This window comes from Streptomyces sp. NPDC059455, assembly GCF_042750115.1.
Taxonomy (GTDB): domain Bacteria; phylum Actinomycetota; class Actinomycetes; order Streptomycetales; family Streptomycetaceae; genus Streptomyces; species Streptomyces endocoffeicus.
Genome location: NZ_JBHYVB010000119.1, coordinates 11,383 through 36,412 on the forward strand (window position 1 = coordinate 11,383; position 25,030 = coordinate 36,412).

The following is a 25,030-nucleotide window of genomic DNA, read 5'->3' on the forward strand; positions in this document are numbered from 1 at the left end:
CTTATCGTCCCCCAAGGGCGGGCTGCGTGTTCCGTTTCTCCTGGCGGACGGTCCACCGCCAGGCGATGATCGGCGCGGCTGTGACAGCCAGGGCAAGTGCTGCCCAAACGGTCATCGCGGGATGACTGTGGCCGAAGTAGAAGGAAGAGGCGAGCGACCCGCCGAAGACCACCAGGAAGAAAAGATGGATCCGGAAGGTGCCGAAGAGGGTGTCGGGGCTCGCGGAGTCGCCCTTCGGCGTCACCACGAAGCGGCTCTTGCGGCGCAGCACGGTATCGAGCAGCGAGCGGGCGTAAATGGGCGCGGCCAGCGCCGACATGACCATTCCGGCCACCCCGCCGGACCCCTCCGGCTCATGGGGAGAAACGTTGTGTCTCCGGTTCCGGACGTAGAGGCCGATCTGGAGTGCGGAGGCATTGCCGTAGAGCATCATCCAGATGGCGGGGTCGATCTCTACGCCGGAGGCGCCGAAGCCCAGGAACAGTGCGCAGCTCAGCGTGGCCAGGATCCAGTTCAGCGCCGACATCGGATAGAAGATCATCAGCAGGGAGTAGTTGAAGAGCCTGCCGGGCCGCAGCGAGAACGGCGCCTTCCAGAGCTGCTTGACGATCGTCTCGTACGTTCCGCGTGACCAGCGCAGCTGCTGGGTGAAGAAGTCCGTCCAGGCGTTCGGCCCCTCTCCGACCGCCAGCACATCCGGGGTGTAGACCGACCCCCAGGCGCGGCCGGTCGCCGGATTGCGGTGGCGGTGCAGCTCGAAACCGGTGGCCATGTCCTCGGTGATCGAGTCGTACAGCCCGCCGATCTGCTGGATCGCGCTGATCCGCACCGCGTTGTTGGTGCCCACGAACATCGGCGCCCGGTAGGCGTTCCCCGCCCGCTGGATCAGCGCGTGGAAGAGGAACTGCTGGCTCTCGGCGGCCTTGGTGACGGCCGCGTCGTAGTTGCCGTAGACCTGCGGGCCGACGACGAAGGCGATGTCCGGATCGCGGAAGTAGCCGAGCATCCGCTCCAGGTAGTTGGGCAGCGGCACATGGTCGGTGTCCACGGAGGCGAAGAAGTCGTACTCCTCGCCGTGCGCGTCCAGCCAGGCGTTGTAGTTGCCGTGTTTGGTCCTGGCGCGGTGCGGGCCCTTGGGCTGGTTCCACTTCTCGACGCCCTTACGGGTGAAGTGATAGACGTTCAGCCGCCGGCAGACCTCCCTGACCTCCGGATCGTCCCCCTCGTCCAGCAGCCAGACATGCAGCACCCCGCGGTGCCGGACGCGGATCGCGGCCTCCAGGGTCTTCCGCACCATCTCCAGCGGCTCCTTGCCGGGGACATAGGTGGTGATGAAGGCGACCTTGGTGCCGGGCTCGGGCACGACGGGGACGGGGTCGCGGGCGACGAGCGTCGCATGCGCGTTGGACGCGACGTTCAGCGTCCGGAATAACTCGATCAGCCCTATCGAGACCAGCATCACCTTGTCCATGACCGCCAGGAGGGTGCTGGTGCCCTCCCGGCTGGTCCAGTGCGCGGGCTGCGTCAGCCAGACCAGCAGCCCCAGCGAGACGAGCGGGGCGGCGCCGAGCAGCAGTGCCGCGCGGATTCGGTGCGGCTCCTCGGCGAGCAGGCCGCGGTAGCGCACGCGGTACGGCTTGCCCGTGCCGGGCTGGGGTTCGGGCTCGGGCTCGGGCTGGGTCAGCGGTCCGGCGAGCCTGCTGTAGTGCTCGTAGTCGTACTTCGGCAGCGGCCGACGCCGACTCCGGGGCCGGTGTCGGTCCGGGCCGGTCGGGTGCTGCTTCGGGATGCGCAGACGCGTGGTCGTGGACGAGTCGTACTCGCCGTACGACGGATGGCGGGCGCCAGTCGGCGTCGACGTCATGAGTCATCCCCCCGCACGCAGGACTGAGTGCGTGCCGTCGTCACGTTCGGTCGGCCCCCGGCCCCCCCTTCGGCCGCAGGGGAACGATAGTGGAGGCAGCCGACCTTACGGACCTATTGGCGATCGCAAGTGTGAACGATCTGTTTATCGGACAAAGGCGGGCAAGGGGTGGGCGTCGACTCCCAGCTTGAAATCGCTCTCGGCGCCTATTGATTCGGACAACAGTTCCAAGGGTGAATGCGTGGCTCTGGTGCGGCATTCGGGCTCGGGGGCTGGCACTCTGCTTCAGGCGCGATCGCCGTGTTGACCTGTGGTGGCGGGCCAAGGGGAGGGCTGTCGTGGTACCTGGGCACACCGCGGGCGATGCGTTCGCCGATCCCACTTCCGCCTCGCGGTTCGCTGATGGTGACCGGTCGCTTGGGGGGCCGCGTCACGTGGCGTGTGTGATGGACGGCAACGGACGGTGGGCGGCCCAGCGGTCGCTGCCGCGTACGTCAGGTCATCGGGCGGCGGAGACGACCGTGATCGACGTCATCGAGGCGGCTCGGGCCGCGGGCGTGGAGTGGCTGAGCCTGTACGCCTTCTCCACCGAGAACTGGAGCCGGCCGGGTGCCGAGGTCGACTATTTGATGCGGCTGGTGCGCGCGGTGGTGCGCAAGCACGCGCCGCTGCTGCACGCGCGGGGGATCCGCTGCCGTTTCCTCGGGGTGAGCGACCCGAGGATCCCTGGGGCGTTGGCACGCGACTTCGCCGATCTGATGACACTGACCGGCGACAACCGAGGTATGACCTTGACCGTCGCGTTCGATCACGGCGGCCGCGGGGACATCGTCGCGGCCGCGCGGTCACTGATCCGCGCGGGTGTGGCGGCCGAGGCGGTGGACGAGCGGAGTTTCGCCGCCCATCTGCCCTTCCCCGACACACCCGACGTGGACCTGGTCATCCGGACCTCGGGGGAACAGCGCATCTCCAACTTCATGCTCTGGCAGGTCGCCTACGCGGAATGGGTCTTCCCGACCGTGCTGTGGCCCGACTTCCGTGCGCCGCACTTCCTCGAATGCCTGCACATCTACCGGCAACGCGATCGCCGCTTCGGCGGCGTGCTGCCCGAGCGGAACGGAGATTCCCGATCGTGACCAACGCAGACGGCGGAACCCCCGACAGCGGCCAGGACGGTGCGACCGAGTTCGACGGCGGTACGTCACGGCCGAGTACGGGGAAAGGACGCGGGCCGTTGTTCGGCGCGGGCTCGCAGTTCCAGGAATTCGTCAACGATCCGCGGTGGGCGCTGGCCATGGTCCGGGCGACGGTGCTGGAGGCCGCGCACCCGCAGGTCGGCGCCGCGCTGATCGACAACTCCACTTTCGTCGCCCACCCGTGGCGACGGCTGCGCAACACCCTTCGGAGCTTGCAGCGCATGTTCGGGGACGACGAACAGGTACGGCTCCGCGAGGCGGCACGGCTGAACCGCCTCCACGCACGGCTCAATGGAACCGACCCGCGGGGTCGGCCCTACAGCGCGATGGACCCCGCTGTACGGGCCTGGGTGGTGGCGACCATCTTCGAGTCCACCGTGACCATGTGCCGACTGAGCGGACAGCCTCTTGAGCAGCACGCCATGGAGCGGCTGTACGCCGAGTTCCAGGCATACCTGGCCGCCATGGGAGACGAGGCCGGTCACCTGCCGCCCACCCTCTCCGAGTTCTGGCTCTACTACGACCACGTGGTGGCACAGGAGCTGGAGAACACCGAGGCGATGCGGATCATCCTCTACAAGCTGTTCGACCATCTGCCCGCTCCGGCCCTGCTGGGCGGGGTGCCCACGCTATGGGCCACCGGCCGGGCCGTCGTCGGCCCGCTCATCGGGGCGATCACCGTTGCCTCGCTCCCCGAGCCCTTCCGCCGGCGTGCCGGGCTGCCCGACATGCCCGGTGCTCAGACGCTGATGCAGGGGGCTTATCTGGCCGTCGGTCTGGCCCGGTTCCTGCCGAACGGCTGGGTCCGAGCTGACGCCATCGCCGACCTGCTGGCTCTCTCGCCCCACAGTGACGACCCGCGAGCTCGGGCGGTCACCGCCCTGCACGACAAAATGCGGCGGGCCGGTGCCCTGATCCGGCTCATCACGCCTCTCCCTCCGCAACCGGAACCCGTCTCCCGCAACGGCACCGAACGCGGTGCGGAGGAGTTCTTCCGCGAGGTACTCGACCAGACCGGCGACGGGTACCTGGACTGGCCGGATCTCGCCGCCATGGCCCGCGAACTGTCCACCCGCCTCGATCTGGAGGAGCCCGAGGAAACGAGGCTCTACAACGCCTACGCCGACTGGTGGCGCGAACTCCAGACGGCACTGGACACCGACGGTGACGGCCGCGTCAGCGCCCGCGAGTACGCCACCGCCGTTCCAGCCCTGGCCGGCCCCGCACTGATCAAGGTCGCCGAGGTCCTCTTCGACGCCACGGACAAGGACGGCGACCAGCACATCGACGCAGACGAATACCGGGCGCTGTTCCAGACCGCGTTCCACCGCGACACGGTCGGCACCGACCGTACCTACACGCGCGGCGCCTTCATCGGGGACTTCCTGGCCTTCATGTCCGGCCGCCGACGATCGACAGCCTACGACCCTCTGCTCGCCCAGGCGTGAGCCGCTCAGGAGACACCGCCCGCCTCAACTGATCGTTTAGTGAACTTCCGCCGATCTGCTCAGTCGCGGTGCGCCGAACGCAGTCGGATGCGGATGTTCCCGAAGTGGTCGCGGATCGCCCCCTCGGCCCGCAGGGCGTCACCCGAGCGCACCGACTCCAGGATCTCCCGGTGCTGCTTGCAGGTGACCCTCGGATCGGTGGGCACGTCCACGAGGTCGGTCCGCACCCGGTGGAAGGCGTCCCAGAACGCCTCCAGCACCTCGCTCAGCAGCGTGTTGTCCAGCCTCCCGTAGAGCGCGGCGTGAAACGCCCGGTCGGTCTCGGCGCGCACCGAGCCCTCCGCCGCCTCCGCCTCCATCCGCCGTACGACCGCGTCCAGCTCGGCGAGATCCGCCTCCGGGATCCGCCCGGCCAGACGTGCGATCAGCCCCGTCTCCACGGCCTCGCGCAGCTCCAGGAGCTCGAGCAGGCTGTCCTCGCCCCGGTAGTGCCCGGCGACGGTACGGAAGATCAGCCCCTCGATCATCGGCGCCATCGACATGGGTCCGACGTACGTCCCGAAGCCGTGCCGGATCTCCACGATCCCCATCGCCTGCAGCGCCTTGAGCGCCTCGCGTACGGAGTTACGGCTGACGCCGAGGAGCTCCATCAGCTCGGTCTCGGTGGGCAGCGGGGCGCCCGAGGGGAGCCGCTGGTCGATGATCAGCCGCTTGATGCGTTCCTGGATGTCGTTCGTCATCCCCCGCGAATGGGAATTCGAGTGCGAATTCGAGTGCGCCGCCACCGCCACCTCCGATCCGAACAGCTTAGCGGCGGCGGCACGAGCAGGTCAGATGTGCGCGATGAAGGCGGCCCAGGCTTCGGGGGAGACGGTCAGCGGGGTCCGCTCGGTGTCCTTGGAGTCCCGGACGTGGACGGCCTTGGTGCGTATGGCTACCTCGACGCAGTTGTCACCGGAACTTCCGCTGTAGCTGCTCTTGAACCACTTCAGGCCCGTGGTGCTGCTGCTCATAGCGCTCCTCGCATCTGCTCCAGCAGGCTCATGGTGGCCTCATGGCCAAGCGCCTGCGACCGCAGCCTGCCATAGCGCTGAAGCATCGCGCTCACGTCTTTCGGGCTCGTGATGAGAACGCTCGACTGCTGGCCTTCGGAGTACCCGACCCACTCGTGCTGAGGCGTCTCCGCGAGGTACATGAGGCCGTCGATGCCTGCGTGGATCTCCTGGCGCAGCGGCATCACTTGAACCTCGACATTTCGCCGATCCATCTTCGTCAGCAGCTGGTCCAAAACGTGCCTGGTGACCTCGGTGCCTCCCATATGCCTCTCAAGTACGGCCTGTTCGATGATGAAGCTGAATGCCGTGTTCTGTCTCTCGGTCATCAGTCGTTGGCGCTCTAAGCGGGCGGCTACCTGCTTTTCGATCTGGTCCTCGGAGAGCGGGGGCAGCCTCTGCTCGAAGATGGCCCGGATGTACGGCTCGGGTTGGAGCAGACCGGGAATCGCCCGGCACTCATACGCGAGGAGCGTTACCGCCTCCTCCTCAATCCCTGCCCACTGCAGGAACCACGACGCTAGGCCCACCTTCCGCGTCAGTGTGCGGTATGCGGCGCCCAGGACGCGGGCGGCGGGGGCGCCGAGGACCTCCTCCATGCGGGGGATGAGTTCCCTTGGCGGGAAGCGCCTGCCCTGTTCCATCTTCGCGACGTACGTCGCCGAGTACCGGACCCGTGGGGCGAACTGCTCCTGCGTCAGGCCCGCCTCGTCCCGTAGGGCCTTCAGTACCGCGCCAAAGGTCTTGAGGCTCTCCGACGTTTCCGGTTCGCTGTCTTTTGTCATCCTCATATCGTCACGGGCGGTGACCGGTCCGGTCCAGGCGGTGAACTGGTACAAGCGAAACTGGGTGGGTGTCGTGCCTGGCAGAGGCCGCCGTCGGGCCGGGACGCTTCCGCCATGACCGCACCACAGGGCCAAGTCCCCGTCACCGTACGTACGTTCGCGCAGCGATTCTCCGCCACCCGTCGCGGCGCCCGGCTCGCCCGGCTGCTGGCCGTCCACCAGCTCACCGCGTGGGGGTTCGCCCCGGGGGTGGGCGGCTATGACGCCGCGATCGTGGTCGTCGCCGAGCTGGCCGCCAACGCGGCGCTCCATGGGCGCGTACCGGGGCGGGACTTCGGGGTGCGGCTGGCGTACGACGAACGGAGCGGCGTCCTGGAGATCGAGGTGAGTGACACCCACGAGAAGTGCCCCGTGCCGAAGGCGCCCACATCGGAGGACGAGGAGGGGAGGGGGCTGATGTTGGTCGAGGCGGTGGCGGATCGCTGGGGCATCAGGGAGCGAAGGGGGCCGGGCAAGACCGTCTGGGCGCGGATCACCCAGGCGAGGTGACTGACCCAACACCGCCTCCCCGAGGGGCGGCTGGCGCGATGGACCGGCGCACCAGCCGCGCTCGACCCGGTCCGCACCACGGTGCGCCGGGGGGCGGGCCCTGGCGTGTGATCCTCCGGTACGGAAGATTCAGCGGCGCCATCAATTCGGTGTATTGCCGAATGAGTCGCACTGGAGGGGAACATGTCGCCTATTCGCATCTTTGTCGCATCGCTCGCCGTCGCCGGGGCGCTGGCCGGTATGGGGGCCGGTACCGCGACGGCCGCCGCCGTCAGCCGCTTCGACGACGGCAGCTTCGAGACGCCCACGGTGGCGGCCAACACGTTCGTGAACCTGGGGACGGGCGCGTCCATCGGGCCGTGGAAGGTCACGGCCGGAAACGTGGACCACATCGGGGACGGCTTCTGGCAGGCGGCCGAGGGCGGCCAGTCCGTGGACCTCAACGGTCAGGGCGCCGGAACCGTGGCGCAGACCTTCACCACGGTCCCGGGGAAGCGGTACACGGTGACGTACTCCCTGGCGGGCAACCCGGCGGGCGGTCCCAGCGTGAAGACCGGATCGGTACTGGTCGACGGGCAGAACTTCCGAGACTTCACCTTCGATATCACCGGCAAGTCCTTCGCGAACATGGGCTATGTGACCCAGGAGGTGACCTTCGTGGCCCGTGGGACCTCCACGACGCTGGCGTTCGCCAGCACCATCGGCAGCGCCTACGGGCCGGTCATCGACGACGTCAGGGTCAGCGCCTGCACGCCCTGCCCCTCCTGCGACTGATCGCGGCTGATCTTGACTGATCGCGACTGACCCGAAAGGGAGCCCCCGGCGCCCCCACGCGCCGGGGGCTCCCCAGTTCTCGGCAGAACTTCGCTCAGGCGGCCGCGCGCTGACCGTGAGCCAAGGACATCGCTGCCTTGCGGCGCCCCGGCGCGAGCACGTCGACCGGGGCGCCCGCGCCGCTGCCCGGCGTCTCGCGCCAGCGGTCCAGCCGGGCCACGACCTCGGCCAGCCGCCGATCGCCGGGATGGACGGCCACGTAGAAGAGCGACTCATCCGGCTTCCGGTCGTCCCCGCCCCAGCGGACCACGCCGTCCAGCTCGGCGAGGATGTCGCGGATCACGACCTCCTGCTGCGGGAAGAAACCGCCCTTGACGCCCGACGGGTAGTGGCCGGGCCGGATCCGGACCGCAGTACCGGACGCCTGATTGCCCTCCGGCAGCCCCTTGCGGACCGTGCCGGGGCCGCGCCAGCCGATCACATCGCCCTTGCGGAGCTCGTCGATCTCGTAGTGGAAGCGGCGGATCACATGGATCAGCACGGTCTCCGGTGCGCCGATGCGGACGGTGACACCCTCCAGCGGGGTGCCGGGCACCGGGCGGGACCAGATGGCTCCGCCGCCGTCGGCGACCTTCTCCATCTCCCAGCCGTTGGGGCTGGGTCTGCCCGTCAGCACCCGGGCCTTGTTCGCCTGGTAGCGGCGGTATGCCTTCCGGATCTCCTCGCCGGTGGGCGTCTTGGAGTGCGAGGACGCGGCGTACGCGGGCGTCGCGAGCAGCGCGGAACCGGGGAGGGAGGCCAGCGCCGCCGCGCCGAGCAGCGCACCGGAGCGGGCGAGCAGCTGCCTACGGGATGGGTCGAACGCGCTCATTCATCGTCCCCTCGTGACGGTAGGGCTGGTGGACCGGTTCTGGTCGCGGGTCGCCACGGATCCGGCGCCCGTGGCGATGGCCAGGACGAAGGCGATGCCCATGGCCGGGTTGACGTATCCGGGGACCGCGGCGTCGTAACTTCCGCCCTTGTCGATCTGGCAGGTGAAGCGCAGCGGAAGGTAGCGCGCCGAATAGCGGTCGACCTGGGCCGCCTTCTCCGGCCCGCGCGCCTTGGCGCACGCATCGCGCATGGTGTCGCTCTCCATGAACATCACATGGAGCGCGCCCCAGATGTACAGGGCGATGGTCACGCAGACGGACAGCAGGGCGATTCCCCCGAGCCATTCGGCCCGGGTCTTCCGGCGGCCGGTGCGCTTGGCCATGCCGGAGCCGAGGAGCGCGATCAAGGTGCAGAAGGTGATGACCCCGATCAGGCAGATGAACAGCAGCAGGATCGAGTTGAGTCCGTCCGGCGAATCGGCCGCAAGGGATGAAGGCGCTTTGCTCATCGCATCATCCTGTTGTACTTCTCGAAGATGTAGTAGAGCGGCATGCGCTTCCTGGCGTCGGTGAAGGCGGGTTCCTTCGGACCCTGGTAGCGCCGCAGCACCTCGTAGATCTCCGACTCCTTGTAGTCCAGCGAGGGTCGGCGGATCGCCGTTTCCGCGTCGACGCTGCCGGGCTTGCCGTCGGCTCCCCAGATATGGGCGTGGCCGACGGAGGTGAGGGCGAAGTCGTTGTCCGTGCGGAGCTTGTCCCACACCGAGAAGATGTCGGCGTCCTTGTCCGGGTCCTTCGGGGTGCCGGTCACCAGGCCGGTCCTGATGGAGTTGTTCCAGCAGAGAACGCCCACCAGCCCGAACATCTGGGCCACACCGGTGCTGCTGTCGCGCAGCGACACCACCCCGGGCAGGTCCTTGGCCCAGTCCGGCACATAGCCGTTGTGATAGAGCCACACCCCGGCGTCCTTGACCAGGTCCTCATTGCCGTAGTGCCGGAACTCCCAGAACGTCGTGGTCTGGATGAGCGCCTTCCGCATGCCGTAGGCCCGTGCCGTATTGGTCACGGCGACATCCCCGGCGATGATCGTTTCCAGGCACTGGGTGGTGGTGTAGATCCGGCCGTCGTCCTCGGGGAAGCCGATGGATTGCATATACGTCTGGACGTCGGCGAGCAGCCCCGGGAAATAGGCCTGGTTGAAGAGGCTGTCCGGCATCGTCGCCACCGGGGGATTGAACGACCCCTGTCCGGTGTCCAGGCCGGAGGCGATGTTGTTGTCGATATTGATCGAGCCGTCGCCGGAGCCGATCGTCTTGGTGACGATCTGGTCGAAGGCCCAGTTGGGCGGCAGCGGATAGCCGTAGTTCCCGGAGAAGCCGCTGGACATGTCGGAGACGAAACTCGCCGTGGCATGGCCCGCCTCGGAGACCCGGATGCACACATTGCGCGGTCCGTAGACCCCGATCTTGTACCGGTTCCCGGCGATGGCCATGCCGTCCACGATGCCCTTGAAGTGCGGCAGGACATTGTCGGTGACCTCGTAGTCGTACGCGTCGAAGTCCACGGCGAAGAAGATCCGGGTGCCGTCCTTGAAGCCGTGGTCATCGGCCGCGTTCGCCGCCGCGATGCCCGCCGCGTTGCCCGCCGTGTAGTTGAAGCCCGAGGCGTCACGGCCGAAGGTCTGATAGATCGGGAAACACCGGAGCCCGTTGTCGGCGAGGGTCTGGAGCTCGCCGATCTGGATGGCCTTCTCGGGGAGATCGGTGGTGCTGGGGTTGGTGAGATAGCGGCCGATGTACTTGTATCCGGCGGCCTTCAGGGTGTTGGCACGGGCCTGGGTGATCTTGGTGACGCCGTCGCACGCCTGGCCCTGGCGGTCCTGGTCGCCGTAGGAGACCAGCAGCGACGCCCAGGTGGAGTAGTCGCCCTTTCCGGTGACCGGGAGCTTGGCGAAGCCCTGGAAACTGTTCACCGCCGATTGCAGCGCTGATCCGAACGAGGTGCTGAACGGCACATTGGGCCGCTGGTTCAGGATCATCGCGGCGGAGAACAGCCGCACCCAGGTGCTGGTCTCGCCCGAGGCGACGGTGTGCTGCTTCAGCCCGGACTGGGTGCCGGGGCCGAAGTTCCCGTTGGCCACACCGTCGGCCATGCCGAGCTCGTACTGCACCGCCAGCAGCATGGACTTGGCGACGGTCCGCGAGTGGTGCCCGTCGCACGGGATGACGAAGTAGTCCTGACGCTTGATGTAGCTGGCGTTCAGATGCTGCTGCACCTTGCGGATGTCGGCGCCGCCGTCACCGGTGACGATGTAGGCGTCCATGGTGAGCAGCCCCTTGAAGACCTTGGGGGAGAGACTGCCCGGCTCGAAGACGCCCGCCACGCCCATGTCGGTCATCAGCTCGGTGAGCGAGTTCGCCACCGTGGAGCTGAACGCCCCGTCGATCCCACCGCCGTTGTACCCCTTGCAAGTACAGCCCCGACTGGATGATCTTCGTGAACTTGGCCGAGGGCGTCGTACTGGCGTTGAGCTTCGGATACTTCGACTGGAGCGTGCTCAGCGTGGTGGGGCCGAAGCTGTCGGAGAGACTGGTGATGCCCAGTTCGTACTGGAGCGCCCGGGTGAGCGCGTACATCACGGTCCAGCTCGTCTTCCCGTCCACCTCGAGCGCCGGAATGCCCAGCTTCCCGCCGTATGTGTCGTTGATGAACTGCTGCGCCCGCATGACCATGGCGTCGGCCATGACGTCTCCTTCAGTGCCGAGTGACGGGGGTCAGTTGCACGCGAAGACGTAGTCGGACTTGTAGTTGATGTAGAGACTGCTGGAGGTCTTGCCCATCTTGGCGGTCACCGGGGCGCACGCGAGGCTGGAGACGTAGACCGGGCCCGCGTACTCGCTGAAGTTGCCCGAGTCGGTGTCGCAGCCGGTGCCGTCCACCTTGCAGACCTTGAGGTACATGTACTGCGAGGCGCCGTAGTTGTTGTCCAGGATCGCGCAGCCCTTGCCGCCGTTGGTGTAGCTGAACAGCGTGGCCAGACGCATGCTCGGGTCGGTGCCCTCGGGCAGCGGAACGGCCTTGTTCAGCGCGTAGCCGGTGCCGCACACGGTCGCGGCGGCGGCGGTCGGCCCAGGGTTGGCCTTGGCGAACGCCTTGGTCTCGGCCGACGCCCGCGGGGACACCTTGACGTCGGTCGCCGCGGGGCGCTCGGCGGCGGAGGCCTGGGGCGCGGTCAGGGTGAGGACGGCGGCCGCGGCGGAGGCGAGGGCGGCACCGACGGTGGATCTGAGGATTCTGGACATGGACGTACCCCTCCCGTGAAGGCTGATGAGAGCGAAGAACGCGAGGGCCTCTCCCCAAGGCCCGAACGCGGCGACAAGCGCTTTCCGCGCTGTGGTCGCACGGAAGATATTCACTGGTCATGGCCTTGGACAAGAGGTCTAGACAAGTCGGGAGAGCGGAGCCTGACCTTCCGGCGGCAGGCCGTCACGGAGGAAGTACGGAGCGCGTCCCCAATGAGGGGATAAAGCGACTCATGTGCAAGGAGCTCGGTATACAGAGGGTTGATATGTGTTGCTGGTCACTATCTCCTGACTCGGAGGGCGGGGGTCCGGACCGCCGTGAGGGGCCGTCATAAAGGGGTCCGCCGCCCCGAGTCCACCGTCTCCGTGGTCACGGGGCGGGGTGGGACGGCGCGACCGCCGCGTGCTTGCTCGTCCTGATGTGGTGCCGTCCGAGGCAATACCGGACGGGTACGGCCAGGAGCCACCAGTACTCCGCCGCGTCGGACGAGACGATCACCGCCACCGGCACCGAGCTTCCGAAGACGATCGCGATACCCAGCGCGTGCTGGAGTGACCGGGCGAACAGAACGCGCGGAATGTCGGTGTCGCGCAGGCCGGGGCGCCGGAGGAGTCGGGTCGACATCGCCGCGATCAGCAGCGCGGCCAGGGCGATCGTGCCGGCGTACAGCGAGGTCGCGAGCGCGCTGCTGTGGTACTCCGTGACGATCTTCGTCGGAAACGGCAGGGCGGCGACGAGGGCCATCAGCGCCAGATCCAGATAGAGCAGCGGGCCGTCCACCACCTTGGTCATCCGGAACAGCCGGTGATGCGAGATCCACAGCGCTCCGACCACGACAAAGCTGAGCAGATACCCGGCGACCGACGGGAGCGCCTCCTCCCTCAGCGCGTGCCCGAGTTCGGCCGCGGGGAGATCCTCCGGGACCGTGATCTCCAGGGCGAGGAGCGTGATGGCGATGGCGAAGACCGCGTCGGAGAACGCTTGTATCCGCTCGATGTCGATTCCGTGCAGAGACCTCACGGTCAACAGCTCCTGATTCATTTCGGGTGCGGGCGCGGGTGCGGCCCGGTGGGACTCTGCATACTGCGAAGCTGACATGTCAAGTCAGCTCGTGCTGCGGAATGGATGCCCAGCTACAGGGACTCTATGGCCATCGGCGTCACCTTTGACATGTCGAGAGTGACATGTAGTTTGAAGCGCATGAGCTTCTTCGAGGTTTTGGCCGCCGTGGCGGTCGTCGTGGCCCTCATCGCGCGCCAACTGCGCGGAGAGGCGCTCACCGGGCGGCGGCTGATGCTGCTCCCCGTGGTCCTCACCGTGATCGGCATAGCCGACCTGAGCCGGCACGACCGACATCCGACCTCCATCGACGTGGTGTGCCTGGTCGTCGGCGCGCTGCTGGCCGCGGCCATCGGCGCGGCTCAGGGTGCGACCATCCGGCTGGAGCGGCGCGCCGGTGTGCTGTGGGCGCGGATGCCGGCGGTCGGCCTGTGGCTGTGGGCCCTGCTGGTGGTCACCCGCGTGGGGATGATGGTCATCGCCCACGTGGTGGACGCGAAGGTGGCGGCGTCCTCGGCGACCATCCTGCTGATGCTGGGCGTCAACCGGCTCGGACAGGCGCTCGTCCTCGTCCCGCGCGTGATGTCCTCCGGCATGGCGTTCGCCCCGGAGCGGGACGGCAGGACGTTCCCGGAACAGGTGTCGCAGCGGTTCGCGCCTCCGCCACTGGACGACGAGGCCCCCGGACGGCCGGGCGGCGCCGCCCGGCCGGGGGCGTACGCCGACGGGTATCAGCGCGATCCGCTGGATCTCATACGCGGTCGCAGGCAGCGGCGCCGGGCGCGCCGATCGCCGTACTGAGCACTCGTGAACAGTGCGTTATGCCGGATCGGACCCTTGGCGCTTGCTCACGTGTTCGATGGCCCAGAGTGCCCAGTCGTGAGTCGCCTGGTACTGGCGCAGGCCGTACTCCGCGGCGAGCTGCCCGAGGGTGTCGCGGCCCTGCCGTGGTTCGGCGTCTTGTTCCTCGCGGAGCCTGCGGAGTTCGGAGATGCGCCCCTCGGCGTGCGCGACGAGGCCGCGCAGCGCGGTGACGGTCTCGTCCGGCTCCAGTGCTTCGAGCAGGAACAGCCGTAGGACCTGCTCATTGCGCACCACGCCCTGCCCCCATGGCGCGAGCAGCCACTCCCTCAGCTCCTCGCGGCCCTTGTCCGTCACCGCGTAGGTCCGGCTGCGGCGAGCGCCCTCATGCGCCACCTCGACGAGCCCCTGCTCCGCCATCCGGATCAGCTCGGGGTACACGCTCGTGTGGCCGGCCTGCCAGGCGTACCGCCCGAGGTCGCGCTCGAACTCCTTGCTCAGTTCGTAGCCGCTCGCGGGCTCGATGGCGAGGAGGCCCAGCAGTGCGTGCGACAGAGACATATGCGCATCTTACCTGTCATCTTCGGTAGGTCTCGTGCGCGTAAGCCGCACTGCTGGGGCTTCTTGACACGTCAAGGCGAGACTATTCGACGGTCACGGGTGTGGTCGCGGTCGCGGTTCCGAGGGAGACCGCCTTCCAGCGCTAGGCGCTCCGCGGGAAGTGCCGCGATGGGTCGTCGGCCGACTGCGCCGCCGTCGTAGCTGGTCGCGCAGTTCCCCGCGCCCCTTCGGGGCGCTGCCCGAACCGTAGCGAACTTCCTCCGACCTGCTTAGGCGGCGGAACGCTCGGCGACCGGCCGGCGGCGCAGGCTCACATCCGTGACGGCCGGCGGCGCGTAGGCCACGTCGTTGGGGCCGGCGTCGGTCCCGGGCGGGGCGATCTCGTCGATCCGGTCGAGGATCTCGTCGTCCAGGGTGACGTCGGCGCCGACCAGCAGGTCGTCGAGGTGCGCCATGGTGCGCGGCCCGATGATCGCGGAGGTGACGCCCGGGTGGGCGATCGCGAACGCCATCGCGAGGTGGGTCATCGGCAGGCCGGCCTTCTCCGCGAGCGGGATGAGGCGTTCGACCACATCGAGCTTGCCCCCGTCGCTGAAGTGCTGCGGCATGCCGCCGGAGCGGTGGGTGTCCGCCTGCTGCCCCTTGCGGTGCCGGCCGGTGAGCAGGCCCTGCCCCAGCGGGCTCCAGACCAGAGTGCCCATCCCGTAACGCCGGCAGACCGGGAGTACCTCGCGCTCGATGCCGCGGTTGATGATCGAGTACGGCGGCTGCTCGGTGCGGAAGCGCTCCAGGCCGCGCCTCTCGGCGACCCACTGTGCCTCGACGATCTCCGATGCGGGGAAGGACGAGGTGCCGATCGCGCGCACCTTGCCGCTGTGGATCAGGTCGGACAGGGCGGACAGTGTCTCCTCCACATCGACCGTCGGATCGGGGCGGTGGACCTGGTAGAGGTCGAGGTGATCGGTCTGAAGCCGGCGCAGGGAGTTCTCGACCGCGGTGATGATCCAACGCCGTGAGTTCCCCCGGCGGTTCGGGCCGTCCCCCATCGGATAGTGCATCTTGCCGGCGAGCACGACATCGTCACGACGGCCCTTGAGCGCCTTGCCGACGATCTCCTCGGACTCGCCCTGGGAATACACGTCGGCCGTATCGACGAAGTTGATCCCCGCGTCCAGGGCCTTGTGGATGATCCGGATCGAATCGTCGTGGTCGGGGTTTCCCATGGCCCCGAACATCATGGCGCCCAGGCAGTAGGCGCTGACCTCGATTCCGGTCCGGCCCAGCGTGCGGTATTTCATGGCTCTCCCTCTCAGGGGCGGTCGGTGAGGGATCGGCGCGTGGTCGGCACCCGCACCGCCCGCTTCCCGCTCCCGCCTCATGTCGACTGGCCCGGAACCCCTGACGTGTTCCGGCGACTTCATGACAACAGGGCCACAACCACGGGACCAGCAAGATCCTCTCGGTGCCTTGCACAATCCTCTTCACTCGGCCGGTGCTCAGGGCAGCGCCGCGGTAGAGGAACCGACTCCACCACGCATGCGCACCGCGTCAACACTGGGAGGGGTACCGAACTGCCGGCGGTACTCCCTGCTGAACTGCGACGGACTGTCGTATCCGACCCGGTGTCCGACGCCGGTGATGTCGTTCGGGCGGTTCGCCAGCAGTAGACGGGCTTCCTGTAGCCGGATCTGCTTCTGGAACTGGATCGGACTCATCGCCGTCACCGCGTGGAAGTTGCGGTGGAAAGCGGAGACGCTCATCCCGGTGAGCTGTGCCATCTCCTCGACCCGGAACGAGCTGGTGTAGTTCTCCCGGATCCACCGCACCGCTCGGGTGATGTGGCTCAGGCCGCTGTCCACGAGGCCGAGTTGGCGGATGACGCCGCCTTGCTCTCCGATCATCAGCCGCCAGAGGATCTCTCGCTTGAACAGTGGGGCGAGTACCTTCCGCTCCCGCGGTCGGTCGAGCAGGCGCAGCAGCCGCACGATGGCGTCGAGCAACTCGTCCGGGGCGTCACTGACCGCGATTCCGGGCCGTGGCGTACCGGCGGGGGACGGCGGTGGATCATCCGGTCCTGCCTCGAGCAGCAGTTCCGCGATGGCGGCAGGTTCCAGGGTCATTCCGAAACCAAGAGCGGGGTGGCCGGGGGCGGCGTCGATGACGTGCCCCGTCACCGGGAGGTCGACGGAGGCGACGAGGTATTGACCGACCCCGTAGTCATAGATCCGGTCGCCCAGCGCGAGGCGCTTAGTGCCCCGGGCGGTGACCGCCAGCACCGTGCCGGACATCGAGGACTCCGGCGGAGAGGTGCGCTCGGTCCGGCAGACTCGGACACCGTCGATGGAAGTGATCCCATCCGGACGCGCATGGCGAGCCAAAAGTGCGCAAAGCTCCTCCATACGCATACGTCCATTGCAACACGGAATGCGCGACGCGCGTGATCTCGAAACGCGAAAGGGCGCCCTCGGAAACCAAGAACGCCCAGGTCAGCGACCTATTCGCGAGTGCGCCGCCAGGGACTCGAACCCCGGACCCGCTGATTAAGAGTCAGCTGCTCTAACCAACTGAGCTAGCGGCGCCTGCTGACGCGGAAATTCTACCGGACCCGGCAGGGTGCCCAGGACGCCGTCAGGGCCCGTCCGCCCCGGTGTCCATCCCGCGCCATTGGTATGGACATGACTATTGCCCCCTGGATACTCTCACACTTGGTCTAGACCGCCGTGCACGGCTCGTCGAAGCACTCCCCACGTCTTCAGGAGCGAAGCATGCGCAAGAAGATCAGCGCCGCCGTCATCGGCATCGGTCTCGCGGCGATTTCCGTCCTCGCGACCGGCGGCAGCGCCTCCAGCCACGGCTACACCGACTCGCCCATCAGCCGCCAGAAGCTGTGCGCCAACGGCACGGTGACGGGCTGCGGTGACATCCAGTACGAGCCCCAGAGCGTCGAGGGTCCGAAGGGCTTCCCCTCGGGCGGTCCCGCGGACGGTTCGATCTGCGCGGGCGGCAACAGCCGGTTCTCGCAGCTCGACGACCCGCGGGGCGGCAACTGGCCCACGACCAAGCTGACCGCCGGCCGGAGCTACACCTTCAACTGGCGGTTCACGGCCTCCCACGCGACCACGGACTTCAAGTACTACATCACCAAGAATGGCTGGAACCCCAGCCAGAAGCTGACCCGTGCGAGCCTGGATTCCCAGCCCTTCCTGACCGTTCCGTACAACGGTCAGCGTCCGCCGTCCACGCTCTCCCACTCGGGGACCATCCCGAGCGGTAAGACCGGCAGACACATGATCCTCGCCGTGTGGACCATCGCGGACACCTCGAACGCCTTCTATTCCTGCTCGGACGTCCAGTTCTGACGTCGCTGGTGTGGTGCCGTCCCGGGGCGGCACCACACCGTCGTCACACGATCAGGCGTCGAACGCGCCCGCCTTCGCGCTCCGGACAAAGGCGGCGAGCACCGCCGGCACGGTGGTCAGCGCGGTGCCGGGGTCGTCGCTCTCGCGCAGCCGGACGCGGCCGCCGGCGGCGGTGACCTCGACGCACTGTCCCTCGCCCACGGAGTACGAGGACTTGCGCCAGTGGGGGTGGCGATGCGCGGTCATTGCAGAGGTGTTCATATGTGGGGCCCTCTTTCTCATACCAGACCAGCGATAAGGGCCTTCGTCGCATCCGTGGACAGCGCGCAGTCCGCGATATGGCCGAAGGCGTCGGCGAAGACGTTGACGTCGTCGACTCCTTCGACGTAAGTGGGGCCGCGCAGGTTCTCCTGGGTGACCACATCCGGCATGGGCCCCGGGAAGGCCACGAGTGTGAACGCTCCCGCGTCCCCGGGGTTGGGGGCCGCGTCGATCGGCATCACCTGGAGGGTGACCGTGGGCCAGTCCGCCACGTCCAGCAGCCGCTTCAGCTGAGCGGCCATGATGCCGGGCGGGCCGGTGAACCTGCGGCGCAGCGCCGCCTCGTGGATGACGGCCCACAGCCGCAGCGGGTGGCAGGAGCGGGTGAGGACGGCCTGGCGGGCCAGGCGCACCTCGGCGAGGGCGTCGACCTCGGAGGCGGTGCGGGCCACGGCGTTCGCCGCGATGGTCTCGCGGGCGTAGTCGGCCGTCTGGAGCAGACCGGGGACGACCAGTGAGGCGTAGTCGCGGACGCTCTCCGCGTCGCTCTCCAGCGATATGTAGTCGGCGTAGGCGGGGCCCACGACGCCGCGATAGGTCTGCCACCAGCCGCGTTTGCCCGCGTCCTTGGCCAGTCCCTCCAGGGCTATGCGGGTGCCCGGGTCGGTGACGGCATAGGCCCTCAGCAGGGTTTCGACCTCGGTGGTGCGGATCGTCGCGTTGGCGTTCTCGATCCGGGAGAGCTTCGGCGCCGTCCAGCGGCGGGCGTCGGACGATCCGTTCGCGGCCGCATTGAGTGCGTCGGCCGCCGCGTCCAGTGTCATCCCCGCTTCGGTGCGCAGTTTCCGTAGCGTGGAGCCCAGGCGCCTGCGCCGAACGGTGGGCACTGGCTGGTAGGACATGTCGCCAGTCTGTCGTATTGCCAACTACGCCTACCAGCCAGGCATATGCCAGTCTTGTGCGAGTGGGTCGAAACATTGCGAGTGGGACGTTCCATAGGCCAGGATCGCTAGGGGACACGGCAGCGCGTCGTGCTTTGGAGGGGCCCCGGAGCATATGGCTGAGAACATCTCGCAGCGATACGAACTGCGCCTCCGTGCCCATCCGCGGATACTCGCCGACATACGCCGCGCCGTTGGGGCGCGACTGCGGCTGTGGGGGCGTGAGGAACTGATCAGCGCGGCGGGTATGTGCGTCACCGAACTGCTGTCCAACGTTCACAAGCACGCGGCCTCTCCCGAATGCGTCCTCACCCTGGAGAACCTTCCGCACGGAATCCACGCGGCGGTCAGCGACAGCGAATCCGGGCTGCCGGTCGTCAAGGAGCCGGACTTCCTCTCCGAGAGCGGCCGGGGGATGTTCCTGCTGAGCAAGACCGCCCATGACTGGGGCACGGATCTCACCCCGACCGGCAAGACGGTCTGGTTCACCCTCCGCGCGGAAGCGGTGGAACCGTGACCAGCGGCGCCGGTAGCGTGGGGCCGAGACGTGGGGCAGGGGGTGGGCCATGGACCCGGTGACGACGGGCGCGCTGGTCGCGGCGGTCAACGCGGCGGTGTCGGGCGCCGGCGGCGAGGCCGGGCGGCGGGCTCTGGACTCCTTCGGCACGCTGGTCCGCAGGGTGCTGCGGCGCGGCGAGGGCGAACCGGCCGGTGAGCCGGAGCCGGGTGGTCCGGATCCGGTGGCGATTCCGTACGACGATGCCGCCCGGCTGCGCCAGTTGGCCGATCTGCTGGTCGAACGGGCCCGTCAGGACCCGGAGTTCGGCCGTGACCTGGCGGCCTGGATGCGAGAGCACGGCGAGACGGCCGGGGAGGCCGGGGCCGTGCACAACAGCATCGGGGGCAACGCCCGTATCACCGGCCCGGTCGTCCAGGGACGGGACTTCCAAGGGCCGATCAGCTTCGGCTGATGCCGATCTGCGGTGCCGAGTTGGCAGTAACCGGACAACGGCCCCACTCCGCGTCACCGAACGGCGTCGATTCGCTGCGGTCCGTAGTCTCCCCGGGTCCGGAAGGTGCACTCACCGGTAACTTGTGGACATGCGCCCCCGGCGCATCGGCGGCGAGACAGCACGACGCGCGCCGCCGCACGCCGTTTTGACAACTCTTTACCTCACGCCCCGCGTTGACGCGGTCGCTGTGCGCGAATTAGTGTCGTCATGGATTTCGCACAATGCTGCCCGCGCATTTCTGGGCAGGGAAATTGACGAGAATCAGGCCGGTATTCGCATAACCAGGTCACTGTCACCCGGCAGGGGAAGTCATGGTTGGTCTTGTGAGGGTGTCCGAGCCTTCTCCCATGAGCACGGAGAGCACGGAGACTCCCTCGTCAGGCGCCATCGACTATGTCGAACACGCGCTGCTGGCCGCCCGTGATCTGATCGAGTCCACGGTCACCCGGCACCGAAGGGAGCTGGCCCAGGACTCCTGGGCGGGGACGGCTCTGGGGAAGGTGCCGCTCGCCGAGGTCGTCGACACCCTGGTCGACTGCGCCGAGCGGACCGTCAGCGTGGTGCTGCCGGGGAACGAGGAGCAGACGCGGGCCGTCTGTGCCGCGCTCGCCCGCCCGGCCAGGGGAGCCCGGCGCGCCGTCGTCGTACGGCTGTTGTGCGAGGAGCCGGTGCTGGCCTCGGGGGCGGTACGGGCGCTGGCGCGCACCGATCCGCGGTGCGAGATCCGGATCTGCGACGGCGGGCTGCCGGCGTTACCCGAGGCGCTGCTCATCGACGGCGAGGTGGTCTACCTCAGAAGGGGGCCGTCGGAGCCGGGGCGGGGCCCGGGGCAGGCATCGCTCGTCGAGGACCCCGCCACGGTGCGGGCCCTGGAGATGATGTTCGCCGGGACCTGGGGGAACGCCGTGGCGCTCGCGGACCATCCGCGGCTGGGCGGGCGGTTGTGCCCGGACTCCGTACGGCGGATCCTGGAGTGTCTGCGCACCGGCCACACCGATGAGGTGGCGGCGCGCCAGATGCAGGTGTCGCTGCGCACCTATCGCCGGTACGTGGCGGAGATCATGCGCGAACTGGGGGCCAACTCCCGCTTCCAGGCGGGGGTGCGGGCGGTGGAAATGGGGCTGCTGCCCAGCCGTCACTGAACGGCGCTCGAGACCTTGACCACGTCACGAGGCGGAAAGTGCGGGAATATCGACATGATGGAGCGCGGACGCGATCCTGGACCGGAGGCCGCGCTCGCGGGGGACGCCCTGGAGGGGACGCTACGGGAGGTACGGGACCTCATTGAGTCCACGGTGATCCAGCACCGCGCCCGGCGCGCCCGGGACACGCGGTTCACCGAGGTGGGGGTGGAGGACGCCGCGTTCCTCGCCGCCGCCGAGGAGGTGATCGGCCAGGCGGGGCGGAGCGTGGACGCCGTCTTCCCCGAGTGCTCGTCCCGGATGGCGCCGGTGCAGGCCGCGCTCGGCGCGCTGCTCACGGACCTCGGCGAGCCGGTCGGGGTGCGGGTGCTGCGCGGCAGATCCGCCCCTGGCTCCGGATCGACCGGGCCCGCCTCCGGGTCCGCTGCCGGCGCGGCGCCGTCGGGGCCCGCACCGCGGCCCATCCCCGGGCCCGCGCCGCCCGCCGAGGTGCCCGGCGCCGCCCCGGCCGCCCGCCCCGCGCAGGTGCGGATCGCGTCGGTGCCGCTGCCCACGGCGGTGATCGCCGACGGCCGGACCGCCCTGGTGTGCACCGAGGCCGAGGAGGGGCGGCAGACCTCGGTCATCGAGGACCCGGTGGTGGTGGCCACCCTGTACGGCATGTTCCGCTCCATCTGGGGCGGCGCCGTGCCCGCCGCCCGCCCGCTCGACTTCGGCAACCGCGCCCGCACCGAAATGGTCCGCCGGGTGCTGGCCCGGCTGCGCGACGGGGTCACCGACGAAGCCGCCGCCCGCGACCTGGCGATCTCGGTGCGTACGTACCGCCGCTATGTCACCGGGATCCTGGAGCTGCTGGAGGCCAACTCCCGTTTCCAGGCCGGGGTGCGCGCCACTGAGCTCGGCATCCTTGGAAATACGTCCACATGATAATTTCGTTTTCCCCATCGACATTGTGATCCGGAGCGTGCTGGCGATAGGTTGCCTGCGGGCGTGCCGAGATCTGGCAACAGCCGGTAATGCAAGGGGATTTGGGGATGACCGAAGGGCACGGAAGGGGCGCGACCGCCACGGCGGGCGCGGACGGCGAGTCGACTGCGGACGAGCCGCATTCACCCCGACCGGGACATGCGCGAATGACCGGTGACGGCGGCGGAAATGGTGAGACGCGGTCCGGGGCCGTCCGGAAAATGACCGGAGCGGCATCCGGGGCGACTCTCGCCGACCGGCGCGGAACGCTGTTCCGGAGTGTGCTGCCGCCGCTGGTATTCGGGCTGTTGCTGCTTGTCGTCTGGGACGTCGTGACCCGGACCGGAGCCGTTGCGGAGTTCTATCTTCCGGCTCCGCTGGACCTCGCGCGGCAATTCCTCGATGACGTCTTCCACGGTGATCTCGTCGACTACACCGAGGAGACGGTGTGGGAGGCGCTGGCGGGCAGCGGTATCGGCATCGGAGTGGCGCTGCCGCTCGGCTATCTGATCGCCCGCAGCGAGATCGCCGCGGCGGCCCTCCAGCCGTATGTGGCCGCCTCGCAGGCCATGCCCGCGGTGGCGCTGGCCCCCCTGCTGGCCCTGTGGATCGGGTACGGACTGCTGCCCATCGCGGTCCTCTGCGCGCTGCTGGTCTTCTTCCCCATCCTCGTCAACACCGTACTGGGGCTGCGTTCGCTGGACCCCGATGTGATGGGGGCCGCGCGGGTGGACGGGGTGGGGTGGTGGGGGATGCTCTGGTACATCGAGCTTCCGCTCGCCCTGCCCAGCGTCCTCGCGGGGGTGCGCAACGGCCTCACGCTCTCCATCACCGGCGCGGTCGTCGGCGAATTCGTGATGGGCGGCGATGGACTGGGGCAGCTGCTGTCGGTGCAGCGCCAGGAGGCCGACACCATCGGACTGTTCTCGACGCTCGTCATGCTCGGCCTTCTCGCCGCCGTCTCGTACGGAGTGGTCCGCCTGGTCGAGCGGCTCGTTCAGCGCGACTGACAACTTTCACCCAAGAGGAGAAGTACGTGCGTTTCGTGCAGACGTCCATGCGGCGTGCTCACAGACATCGGGTCACAGGCGCGGCCGCCCTCGCCTCGGTGGTGGCACTGACCACTTTGACCTCATGTGCCGAGGAGCCGAAGAACGCGGGGGCCAAGGGCGGCGCAAGCATCACCGTGGGGCTGACCTACACCCCCAACATCCAGTTCTCGCCGTTCTATGTGGCCGTCGAAAAGGGCTACTACAAGGACGCCGGACTCAATGTGGAACTGCGCCACCACGGCGCGGCCGAAGATCTCTTCGGAGCCCTCACATCGGGCAAGGAAGACGTGATCTACGCGGGCGGCGACGAGATGCTTCAGGCGCGCGCCAAGAATGTGCCCGTCGTGGACATCGCCACCTTTTACCAGAAATACCCGGTGGGGCTGATCGTGCCCAAGGAATCCGGGATCCGGACCCCCGCCGACCTCAAGGGCCGGAAGATCGGCACCCCCGGTGCCTTCGGCGAGACCTATTTCGGTTTGCTGGCGCTCCTGAAGGAGGGCGGCCTTTCCACCAAGGACGCCAAGGTACAGAACATCGGCTTCACCCAGCAGGCCGCCCTCACCGGAAACAAAGTCGAGGGGGTGATGGGCTATCTGAACAATGACGCCGTCTCGTTCAAGGAGGCGGGCAAGGCCGTCCGGTCGATAACCCTCAACTCGGGCTCGGCGGGGGACCAGCTGGTCGGCGTGGGTCTGGGCGCCAAGAAGAAGACGCTCGACAAGCGCGGCGATGACATCAAGAAGTTCGTCGACGCGTCCTTGCGCGGATTGCGCTATGCGATCGACCACCAGGACGAGGCCATCAAGCTCAGCGAGAAGTACGTACCGGGACTGCGCGGCGAGAAGCAGCGGAACAACGCCCGCGCGGTGCTCAAGGCCACGGCGCCGCTGATGAAGAACGACCAGGGCGAGCTGGGCGCGATCGATCCGCAGACCTGGACCCGGATGGCCGACTTCATGTACGACCAGGGGCTCCTGGAGAAGAGCGTCACGCCTGAGGATGCCTACGACACGTCGTATCTGCCCAAGTCGTAGTCGCGCTGGACGGCGGTCAGGGGCCCGTCGTCCGGCTGGGGCACCTCCCAGCGGTAGCTGGGGGCGAGCCGAAGGGGCGCGTCCCTGTCGAAAGGGAGAGCGCGCGCAGGGAGCGAGGGCTGCGATCGATATGCGGCTCCGCCGCGTGAGCGACCGAGCACGGTCGACCGTCGACAGGGGCTTCAGCGCCCCGGCGGGGGGCACCTCCCAGCGGTAGCTGGGGGAGAACCGAGCCCTGAAAAGGGGTGCAGCGCGGCGGCCACCGTGAACGCGGCCGCCGCGCCCAGCGCGAGGGCCAGCCAGCCGCCCGTGGCCGAGGCGTTGGCCACGACGAACAGCCCGATCGGTGGGCCGGAGGCGGTGCCCAGGTTCCAGGCCAGCGACGCCAGGGCGCTCGCCCGGCCCACCGCCGCCTCGCCCGACCAGCGCAGCAGCAGCGGGTAGAAGGCGGAGGAGTACATCAGCTCGCCCGCCGCGAAGATCACCGCGAAGGCCAGCAGCAGCCCGTACCGCACGGTGGCCGGGGCCGCCTCCCCGGCCAGTGCCGCGCCCAGACCGCAGCCGAACGCCATGGTCCACAGCACCGGACCGGCGGCCAGGCTCACGGTCTCCGGCAGCCGTTCCAGCCGGCGGCGCAGCAGCGGCTGCAGGGCGATCAGGGCGAAGGAGTTGGCCGCCACCACCGCGCTGACCCAGCCCAGCGTGACCGCCATACGGTCGTGCATCAGCACCGGTACGGTTGCCTCGATCTGCGTGAAGCCGACGATCGCGAAGAGTGCCTGGGCCAGGATCAGCAGCGCCATCGGGCGCGCCCGCAGCAGGGTCCGATAGGTCGGCCCGCCCCTGGACGGCTCAGGTGGTGTCCGACGGATTTTGACGCCTTCGGCGGGCTTCTCCCCTACCCGCCCCTTCCCGCTACCAGGGGCTTCGCCCCTGGACCCCGGGGGCTGGGGCGGAGCCCCCCCCCCGGCGGGGCCGCCGATTGGTTGGGCGGG

At 68.5% G+C, this 25,030-nt stretch carries 26 protein-coding genes, 1 tRNA gene and 1 pseudogene; 12 read left to right on the top strand and 16 right to left on the bottom strand.

The window, feature by feature from the left end; genetic code table 11:
- Nucleotide 1: 1 nt before the first annotated feature.
- A complete protein-coding gene (locus tag ACFXB5_RS33450) occupies nucleotides 2-1,864 on the bottom strand; it encodes a glycosyltransferase family 2 protein (protein ID WP_385214998.1) in 1,863 nt (620 codons plus the stop codon).
- 434 nt (nucleotides 1,865-2,298) lie between these two features.
- Here ACFXB5_RS33450 and uppS point away from each other — a divergent pair, with 434 nt between their 5' ends.
- Nucleotides 2,299-3,000 (top strand): polyprenyl diphosphate synthase, encoded by a 702-nt coding sequence (gene uppS / locus ACFXB5_RS33455; RefSeq protein WP_385215000.1) that lies wholly within the window; start codon nucleotides 2,299-2,301, stop codon nucleotides 2,998-3,000.
- 98 nt (nucleotides 3,001-3,098) lie between these two features.
- Nucleotides 3,099-4,508, top strand: coding sequence for an oxygenase MpaB family protein (locus ACFXB5_RS33460; protein ID WP_385215052.1), 1,410 nt, complete (start codon nucleotides 3,099-3,101; stop codon nucleotides 4,506-4,508).
- 59 nt (nucleotides 4,509-4,567) lie between these two features.
- Here ACFXB5_RS33460 and ACFXB5_RS33465 read toward each other — a convergent pair whose 3' ends face one another.
- The 3 genes from ACFXB5_RS33465 to ACFXB5_RS33475 form a co-directional block, all read right to left on the bottom strand.
- Nucleotides 4,568-5,248 carry a FadR/GntR family transcriptional regulator gene (locus ACFXB5_RS33465; protein ID WP_385215003.1) on the bottom strand — a complete coding sequence of 227 codons (681 nt, stop codon included), beginning with the start codon at nucleotides 5,246-5,248 and terminating at the stop codon, nucleotides 4,568-4,570.
- A 90-nt stretch (nucleotides 5,249-5,338) separates the two neighbouring features.
- The gene (locus ACFXB5_RS33470; RefSeq protein ID WP_385215005.1) at nucleotides 5,339-5,521 is read right to left on the bottom strand and encodes a DUF397 domain-containing protein; all 183 of its coding nucleotides are present in this window, start codon (nucleotides 5,519-5,521) and stop codon (nucleotides 5,339-5,341) included.
- Entirely contained in the window at nucleotides 5,518-6,351 is an 834-nt protein-coding gene (locus ACFXB5_RS33475) for a helix-turn-helix domain-containing protein (RefSeq protein ID WP_385215055.1), read from the bottom strand. The genes ACFXB5_RS33470 and ACFXB5_RS33475 overlap by 4 nt, the downstream gene beginning before the upstream one ends.
- 108 nt (nucleotides 6,352-6,459) lie before the next feature.
- Between ACFXB5_RS33475 and ACFXB5_RS33480 the strand changes: the two genes are divergently transcribed.
- Nucleotides 6,460-6,894 (top strand): ATP-binding protein, encoded by a 435-nt coding sequence (locus ACFXB5_RS33480; protein WP_385215007.1) that lies wholly within the window; start codon nucleotides 6,460-6,462, stop codon nucleotides 6,892-6,894.
- A gap of 183 nt (nucleotides 6,895-7,077) precedes the next feature.
- Nucleotides 7,078-7,668, top strand: a complete 591-nt coding sequence (locus tag ACFXB5_RS33485) for a choice-of-anchor C family protein (protein WP_385215009.1) — start codon at nucleotides 7,078-7,080, stop codon at nucleotides 7,666-7,668.
- 94 nt (nucleotides 7,669-7,762) lie between these two features.
- Here ACFXB5_RS33485 and ACFXB5_RS33490 read toward each other — a convergent pair whose 3' ends face one another.
- The 5 genes and pseudogenes from ACFXB5_RS33490 to ACFXB5_RS33510 form a co-directional block, all read right to left on the bottom strand.
- Entirely contained in the window at nucleotides 7,763-8,539 is a 777-nt protein-coding gene (locus tag ACFXB5_RS33490; protein WP_385215011.1) for a hypothetical protein, read from the bottom strand.
- A complete protein-coding gene (locus tag ACFXB5_RS33495) occupies nucleotides 8,540-9,049 on the bottom strand; it encodes a hypothetical protein (protein WP_385215014.1) in 510 nt (169 codons plus the stop codon). It lies immediately after the preceding gene.
- Nucleotides 9,046-11,284, bottom strand: a pseudogene (locus tag ACFXB5_RS33500) (glycoside hydrolase domain-containing protein). Before ACFXB5_RS33500 ends, ACFXB5_RS33495 begins: the two are co-directional and overlap by 4 nt.
- A gap of 30 nt (nucleotides 11,285-11,314) precedes the next feature.
- Entirely contained in the window at nucleotides 11,315-11,842 is a 528-nt protein-coding gene (locus ACFXB5_RS33505; protein ID WP_385215016.1) for a hypothetical protein, read from the bottom strand.
- A gap of 370 nt (nucleotides 11,843-12,212) precedes the next feature.
- Nucleotides 12,213-12,863 carry a TMEM175 family protein gene (locus ACFXB5_RS33510; protein ID WP_385215019.1) on the bottom strand — a complete coding sequence of 217 codons (651 nt, stop codon included), beginning with the start codon at nucleotides 12,861-12,863 and terminating at the stop codon, nucleotides 12,213-12,215.
- A gap of 180 nt (nucleotides 12,864-13,043) precedes the next feature.
- Here ACFXB5_RS33510 and ACFXB5_RS33515 point away from each other — a divergent pair, with 180 nt between their 5' ends.
- Nucleotides 13,044-13,703 carry a hypothetical protein gene (locus tag ACFXB5_RS33515; RefSeq protein WP_385215021.1) on the top strand — a complete coding sequence of 220 codons (660 nt, stop codon included), beginning with the start codon at nucleotides 13,044-13,046 and terminating at the stop codon, nucleotides 13,701-13,703.
- A gap of 18 nt (nucleotides 13,704-13,721) precedes the next feature.
- Here the strand turns inward: ACFXB5_RS33515 and ACFXB5_RS33520 are convergent, their stop codons facing one another.
- From ACFXB5_RS33520 to ACFXB5_RS33535, 4 genes are all read right to left on the bottom strand, one after another.
- Nucleotides 13,722-14,264 (bottom strand): PadR family transcriptional regulator, encoded by a 543-nt coding sequence (locus ACFXB5_RS33520; RefSeq protein WP_385215023.1) that lies wholly within the window; start codon nucleotides 14,262-14,264, stop codon nucleotides 13,722-13,724.
- Nucleotides 14,265-14,533: 269 nt separating this feature from the next.
- Entirely contained in the window at nucleotides 14,534-15,562 is a 1,029-nt protein-coding gene (locus ACFXB5_RS33525; RefSeq protein ID WP_385215026.1) for an aldo/keto reductase, read from the bottom strand.
- A 198-nt stretch (nucleotides 15,563-15,760) separates the two neighbouring features.
- Complete coding sequence (locus ACFXB5_RS33530) at nucleotides 15,761-16,669, bottom strand: AraC family transcriptional regulator N-terminal domain-containing protein (RefSeq protein WP_385215029.1); 909 nt, start codon at nucleotides 16,667-16,669, stop codon at nucleotides 15,761-15,763.
- A 100-nt stretch (nucleotides 16,670-16,769) separates the two neighbouring features.
- Nucleotides 16,770-16,843 (bottom strand) — tRNA-Lys (locus ACFXB5_RS33535).
- A gap of 186 nt (nucleotides 16,844-17,029) precedes the next feature.
- Between ACFXB5_RS33535 and ACFXB5_RS33540 the strand changes: the two genes are divergently transcribed.
- Nucleotides 17,030-17,623, top strand: coding sequence for a lytic polysaccharide monooxygenase (locus ACFXB5_RS33540; protein ID WP_385215032.1), 594 nt, complete (start codon nucleotides 17,030-17,032; stop codon nucleotides 17,621-17,623).
- A gap of 51 nt (nucleotides 17,624-17,674) precedes the next feature.
- On the opposite strand, the gene ACFXB5_RS33545 is transcribed toward ACFXB5_RS33540, so the two are convergent.
- Nucleotides 17,675-17,884 carry a DUF397 domain-containing protein gene (locus ACFXB5_RS33545; RefSeq protein ID WP_201856723.1) on the bottom strand — a complete coding sequence of 70 codons (210 nt, stop codon included), beginning with the start codon at nucleotides 17,882-17,884 and terminating at the stop codon, nucleotides 17,675-17,677.
- 17 nt (nucleotides 17,885-17,901) lie between these two features.
- Nucleotides 17,902-18,786, bottom strand: a complete 885-nt coding sequence (locus ACFXB5_RS33550) for a DUF5753 domain-containing protein (protein WP_385215034.1) — start codon at nucleotides 18,784-18,786, stop codon at nucleotides 17,902-17,904.
- Between the two features lie 154 nt (nucleotides 18,787-18,940).
- Here ACFXB5_RS33550 and ACFXB5_RS33555 point away from each other — a divergent pair, with 154 nt between their 5' ends.
- The 6 genes from ACFXB5_RS33555 (at nucleotide 18,941) to ACFXB5_RS33580 (ending at nucleotide 24,035) form a co-directional block, all read left to right on the top strand.
- Nucleotides 18,941-19,342 carry an ATP-binding protein gene (locus ACFXB5_RS33555; RefSeq protein WP_385215036.1) on the top strand — a complete coding sequence of 134 codons (402 nt, stop codon included), beginning with the start codon at nucleotides 18,941-18,943 and terminating at the stop codon, nucleotides 19,340-19,342.
- Between the two features lie 49 nt (nucleotides 19,343-19,391).
- Nucleotides 19,392-19,796 carry a hypothetical protein gene (locus tag ACFXB5_RS33560; RefSeq protein ID WP_385215037.1) on the top strand — a complete coding sequence of 135 codons (405 nt, stop codon included), beginning with the start codon at nucleotides 19,392-19,394 and terminating at the stop codon, nucleotides 19,794-19,796.
- A gap of 389 nt (nucleotides 19,797-20,185) precedes the next feature.
- Entirely contained in the window at nucleotides 20,186-20,980 is a 795-nt protein-coding gene (locus tag ACFXB5_RS33565) for a response regulator transcription factor (RefSeq protein ID WP_385215040.1), read from the top strand.
- Between the two features lie 54 nt (nucleotides 20,981-21,034).
- Nucleotides 21,035-21,907, top strand: coding sequence for a helix-turn-helix transcriptional regulator (locus tag ACFXB5_RS33570; RefSeq protein ID WP_385215043.1), 873 nt, complete (start codon nucleotides 21,035-21,037; stop codon nucleotides 21,905-21,907).
- Between the two features lie 485 nt (nucleotides 21,908-22,392).
- The gene (locus tag ACFXB5_RS33575; protein ID WP_240813168.1) at nucleotides 22,393-22,956 is read left to right on the top strand and encodes an ABC transporter permease; all 564 of its coding nucleotides are present in this window, start codon (nucleotides 22,393-22,395) and stop codon (nucleotides 22,954-22,956) included.
- Nucleotides 22,957-22,982: 26 nt separating this feature from the next.
- On the top strand, nucleotides 22,983-24,035 hold the full coding sequence (locus ACFXB5_RS33580; RefSeq protein ID WP_385215044.1) for an ABC transporter substrate-binding protein: 1,053 nt from the start codon (nucleotides 22,983-22,985) through the stop codon (nucleotides 24,033-24,035).
- A gap of 182 nt (nucleotides 24,036-24,217) precedes the next feature.
- Here the strand turns inward: ACFXB5_RS33580 and ACFXB5_RS33585 are convergent, their stop codons facing one another.
- Nucleotides 24,218-24,838, bottom strand: coding sequence for a hypothetical protein (locus ACFXB5_RS33585; protein ID WP_385215047.1), 621 nt, complete (start codon nucleotides 24,836-24,838; stop codon nucleotides 24,218-24,220).
- Between the last annotated feature and the right edge of the window lie 192 nt (nucleotides 24,839-25,030).

Excerpts from the sequence above, each read along its gene's own strand:
- ACFXB5_RS33515 (WP_385215021.1), top strand. The coding sequence starts at position 13,044 with ATGAGCTTCTTCGAGGTTTTGGCCGCCGTGGCGGTCGTCGTGGCCCTC.
- ACFXB5_RS33570 (WP_385215043.1), top strand. The coding sequence starts at position 21,035 with ATGATGGAGCGCGGACGCGATCCTGGACCGGAGGCCGCGCTCGCGGGG.
- ACFXB5_RS33480 (WP_385215007.1), top strand. The coding sequence starts at position 6,460 with ATGACCGCACCACAGGGCCAAGTCCCCGTCACCGTACGTACGTTCGCG.
- ACFXB5_RS33555 (WP_385215036.1), top strand. The coding sequence starts at position 18,941 with ATGGCTGAGAACATCTCGCAGCGATACGAACTGCGCCTCCGTGCCCAT.
- ACFXB5_RS33475 (WP_385215055.1), bottom strand. The coding sequence starts at position 6,351 with ATGAGGATGACAAAAGACAGCGAACCGGAAACGTCGGAGAGCCTCAAG.
- ACFXB5_RS33550 (WP_385215034.1), bottom strand. The coding sequence starts at position 18,786 with ATGTCCTACCAGCCAGTGCCCACCGTTCGGCGCAGGCGCCTGGGCTCC.
- ACFXB5_RS33465 (WP_385215003.1), bottom strand. The coding sequence starts at position 5,248 with ATGACGAACGACATCCAGGAACGCATCAAGCGGCTGATCATCGACCAG.
- ACFXB5_RS33565 (WP_385215040.1), top strand. The coding sequence starts at position 20,186 with ATGAGCACGGAGAGCACGGAGACTCCCTCGTCAGGCGCCATCGACTAT.
- ACFXB5_RS33450 (WP_385214998.1), bottom strand. The coding sequence starts at position 1,864 with ATGACGTCGACGCCGACTGGCGCCCGCCATCCGTCGTACGGCGAGTAC.
- ACFXB5_RS33485 (WP_385215009.1), top strand. The coding sequence starts at position 7,078 with ATGTCGCCTATTCGCATCTTTGTCGCATCGCTCGCCGTCGCCGGGGCG.
- ACFXB5_RS33490 (WP_385215011.1), bottom strand. The coding sequence starts at position 8,539 with ATGAGCGCGTTCGACCCATCCCGTAGGCAGCTGCTCGCCCGCTCCGGT.
- ACFXB5_RS33560 (WP_385215037.1), top strand. The coding sequence starts at position 19,392 with ATGGACCCGGTGACGACGGGCGCGCTGGTCGCGGCGGTCAACGCGGCG.
- ACFXB5_RS33540 (WP_385215032.1), top strand. The coding sequence starts at position 17,030 with ATGCGCAAGAAGATCAGCGCCGCCGTCATCGGCATCGGTCTCGCGGCG.
- ACFXB5_RS33505 (WP_385215016.1), bottom strand. The coding sequence starts at position 11,842 with ATGTCCAGAATCCTCAGATCCACCGTCGGTGCCGCCCTCGCCTCCGCC.
- ACFXB5_RS33545 (WP_201856723.1), bottom strand. The coding sequence starts at position 17,884 with ATGAACACCTCTGCAATGACCGCGCATCGCCACCCCCACTGGCGCAAG.
- ACFXB5_RS33525 (WP_385215026.1), bottom strand. The coding sequence starts at position 15,562 with ATGAAATACCGCACGCTGGGCCGGACCGGAATCGAGGTCAGCGCCTAC.
- ACFXB5_RS33495 (WP_385215014.1), bottom strand. The coding sequence starts at position 9,049 with ATGAGCAAAGCGCCTTCATCCCTTGCGGCCGATTCGCCGGACGGACTC.
- ACFXB5_RS33470 (WP_385215005.1), bottom strand. The coding sequence starts at position 5,521 with ATGAGCAGCAGCACCACGGGCCTGAAGTGGTTCAAGAGCAGCTACAGC.
- ACFXB5_RS33520 (WP_385215023.1), bottom strand. The coding sequence starts at position 14,264 with ATGTCTCTGTCGCACGCACTGCTGGGCCTCCTCGCCATCGAGCCCGCG.
- ACFXB5_RS33585 (WP_385215047.1), bottom strand. The coding sequence starts at position 24,838 with ATGGCGCTGCTGATCCTGGCCCAGGCACTCTTCGCGATCGTCGGCTTC.
- ACFXB5_RS33530 (WP_385215029.1), bottom strand. The coding sequence starts at position 16,669 with ATGCGTATGGAGGAGCTTTGCGCACTTTTGGCTCGCCATGCGCGTCCG.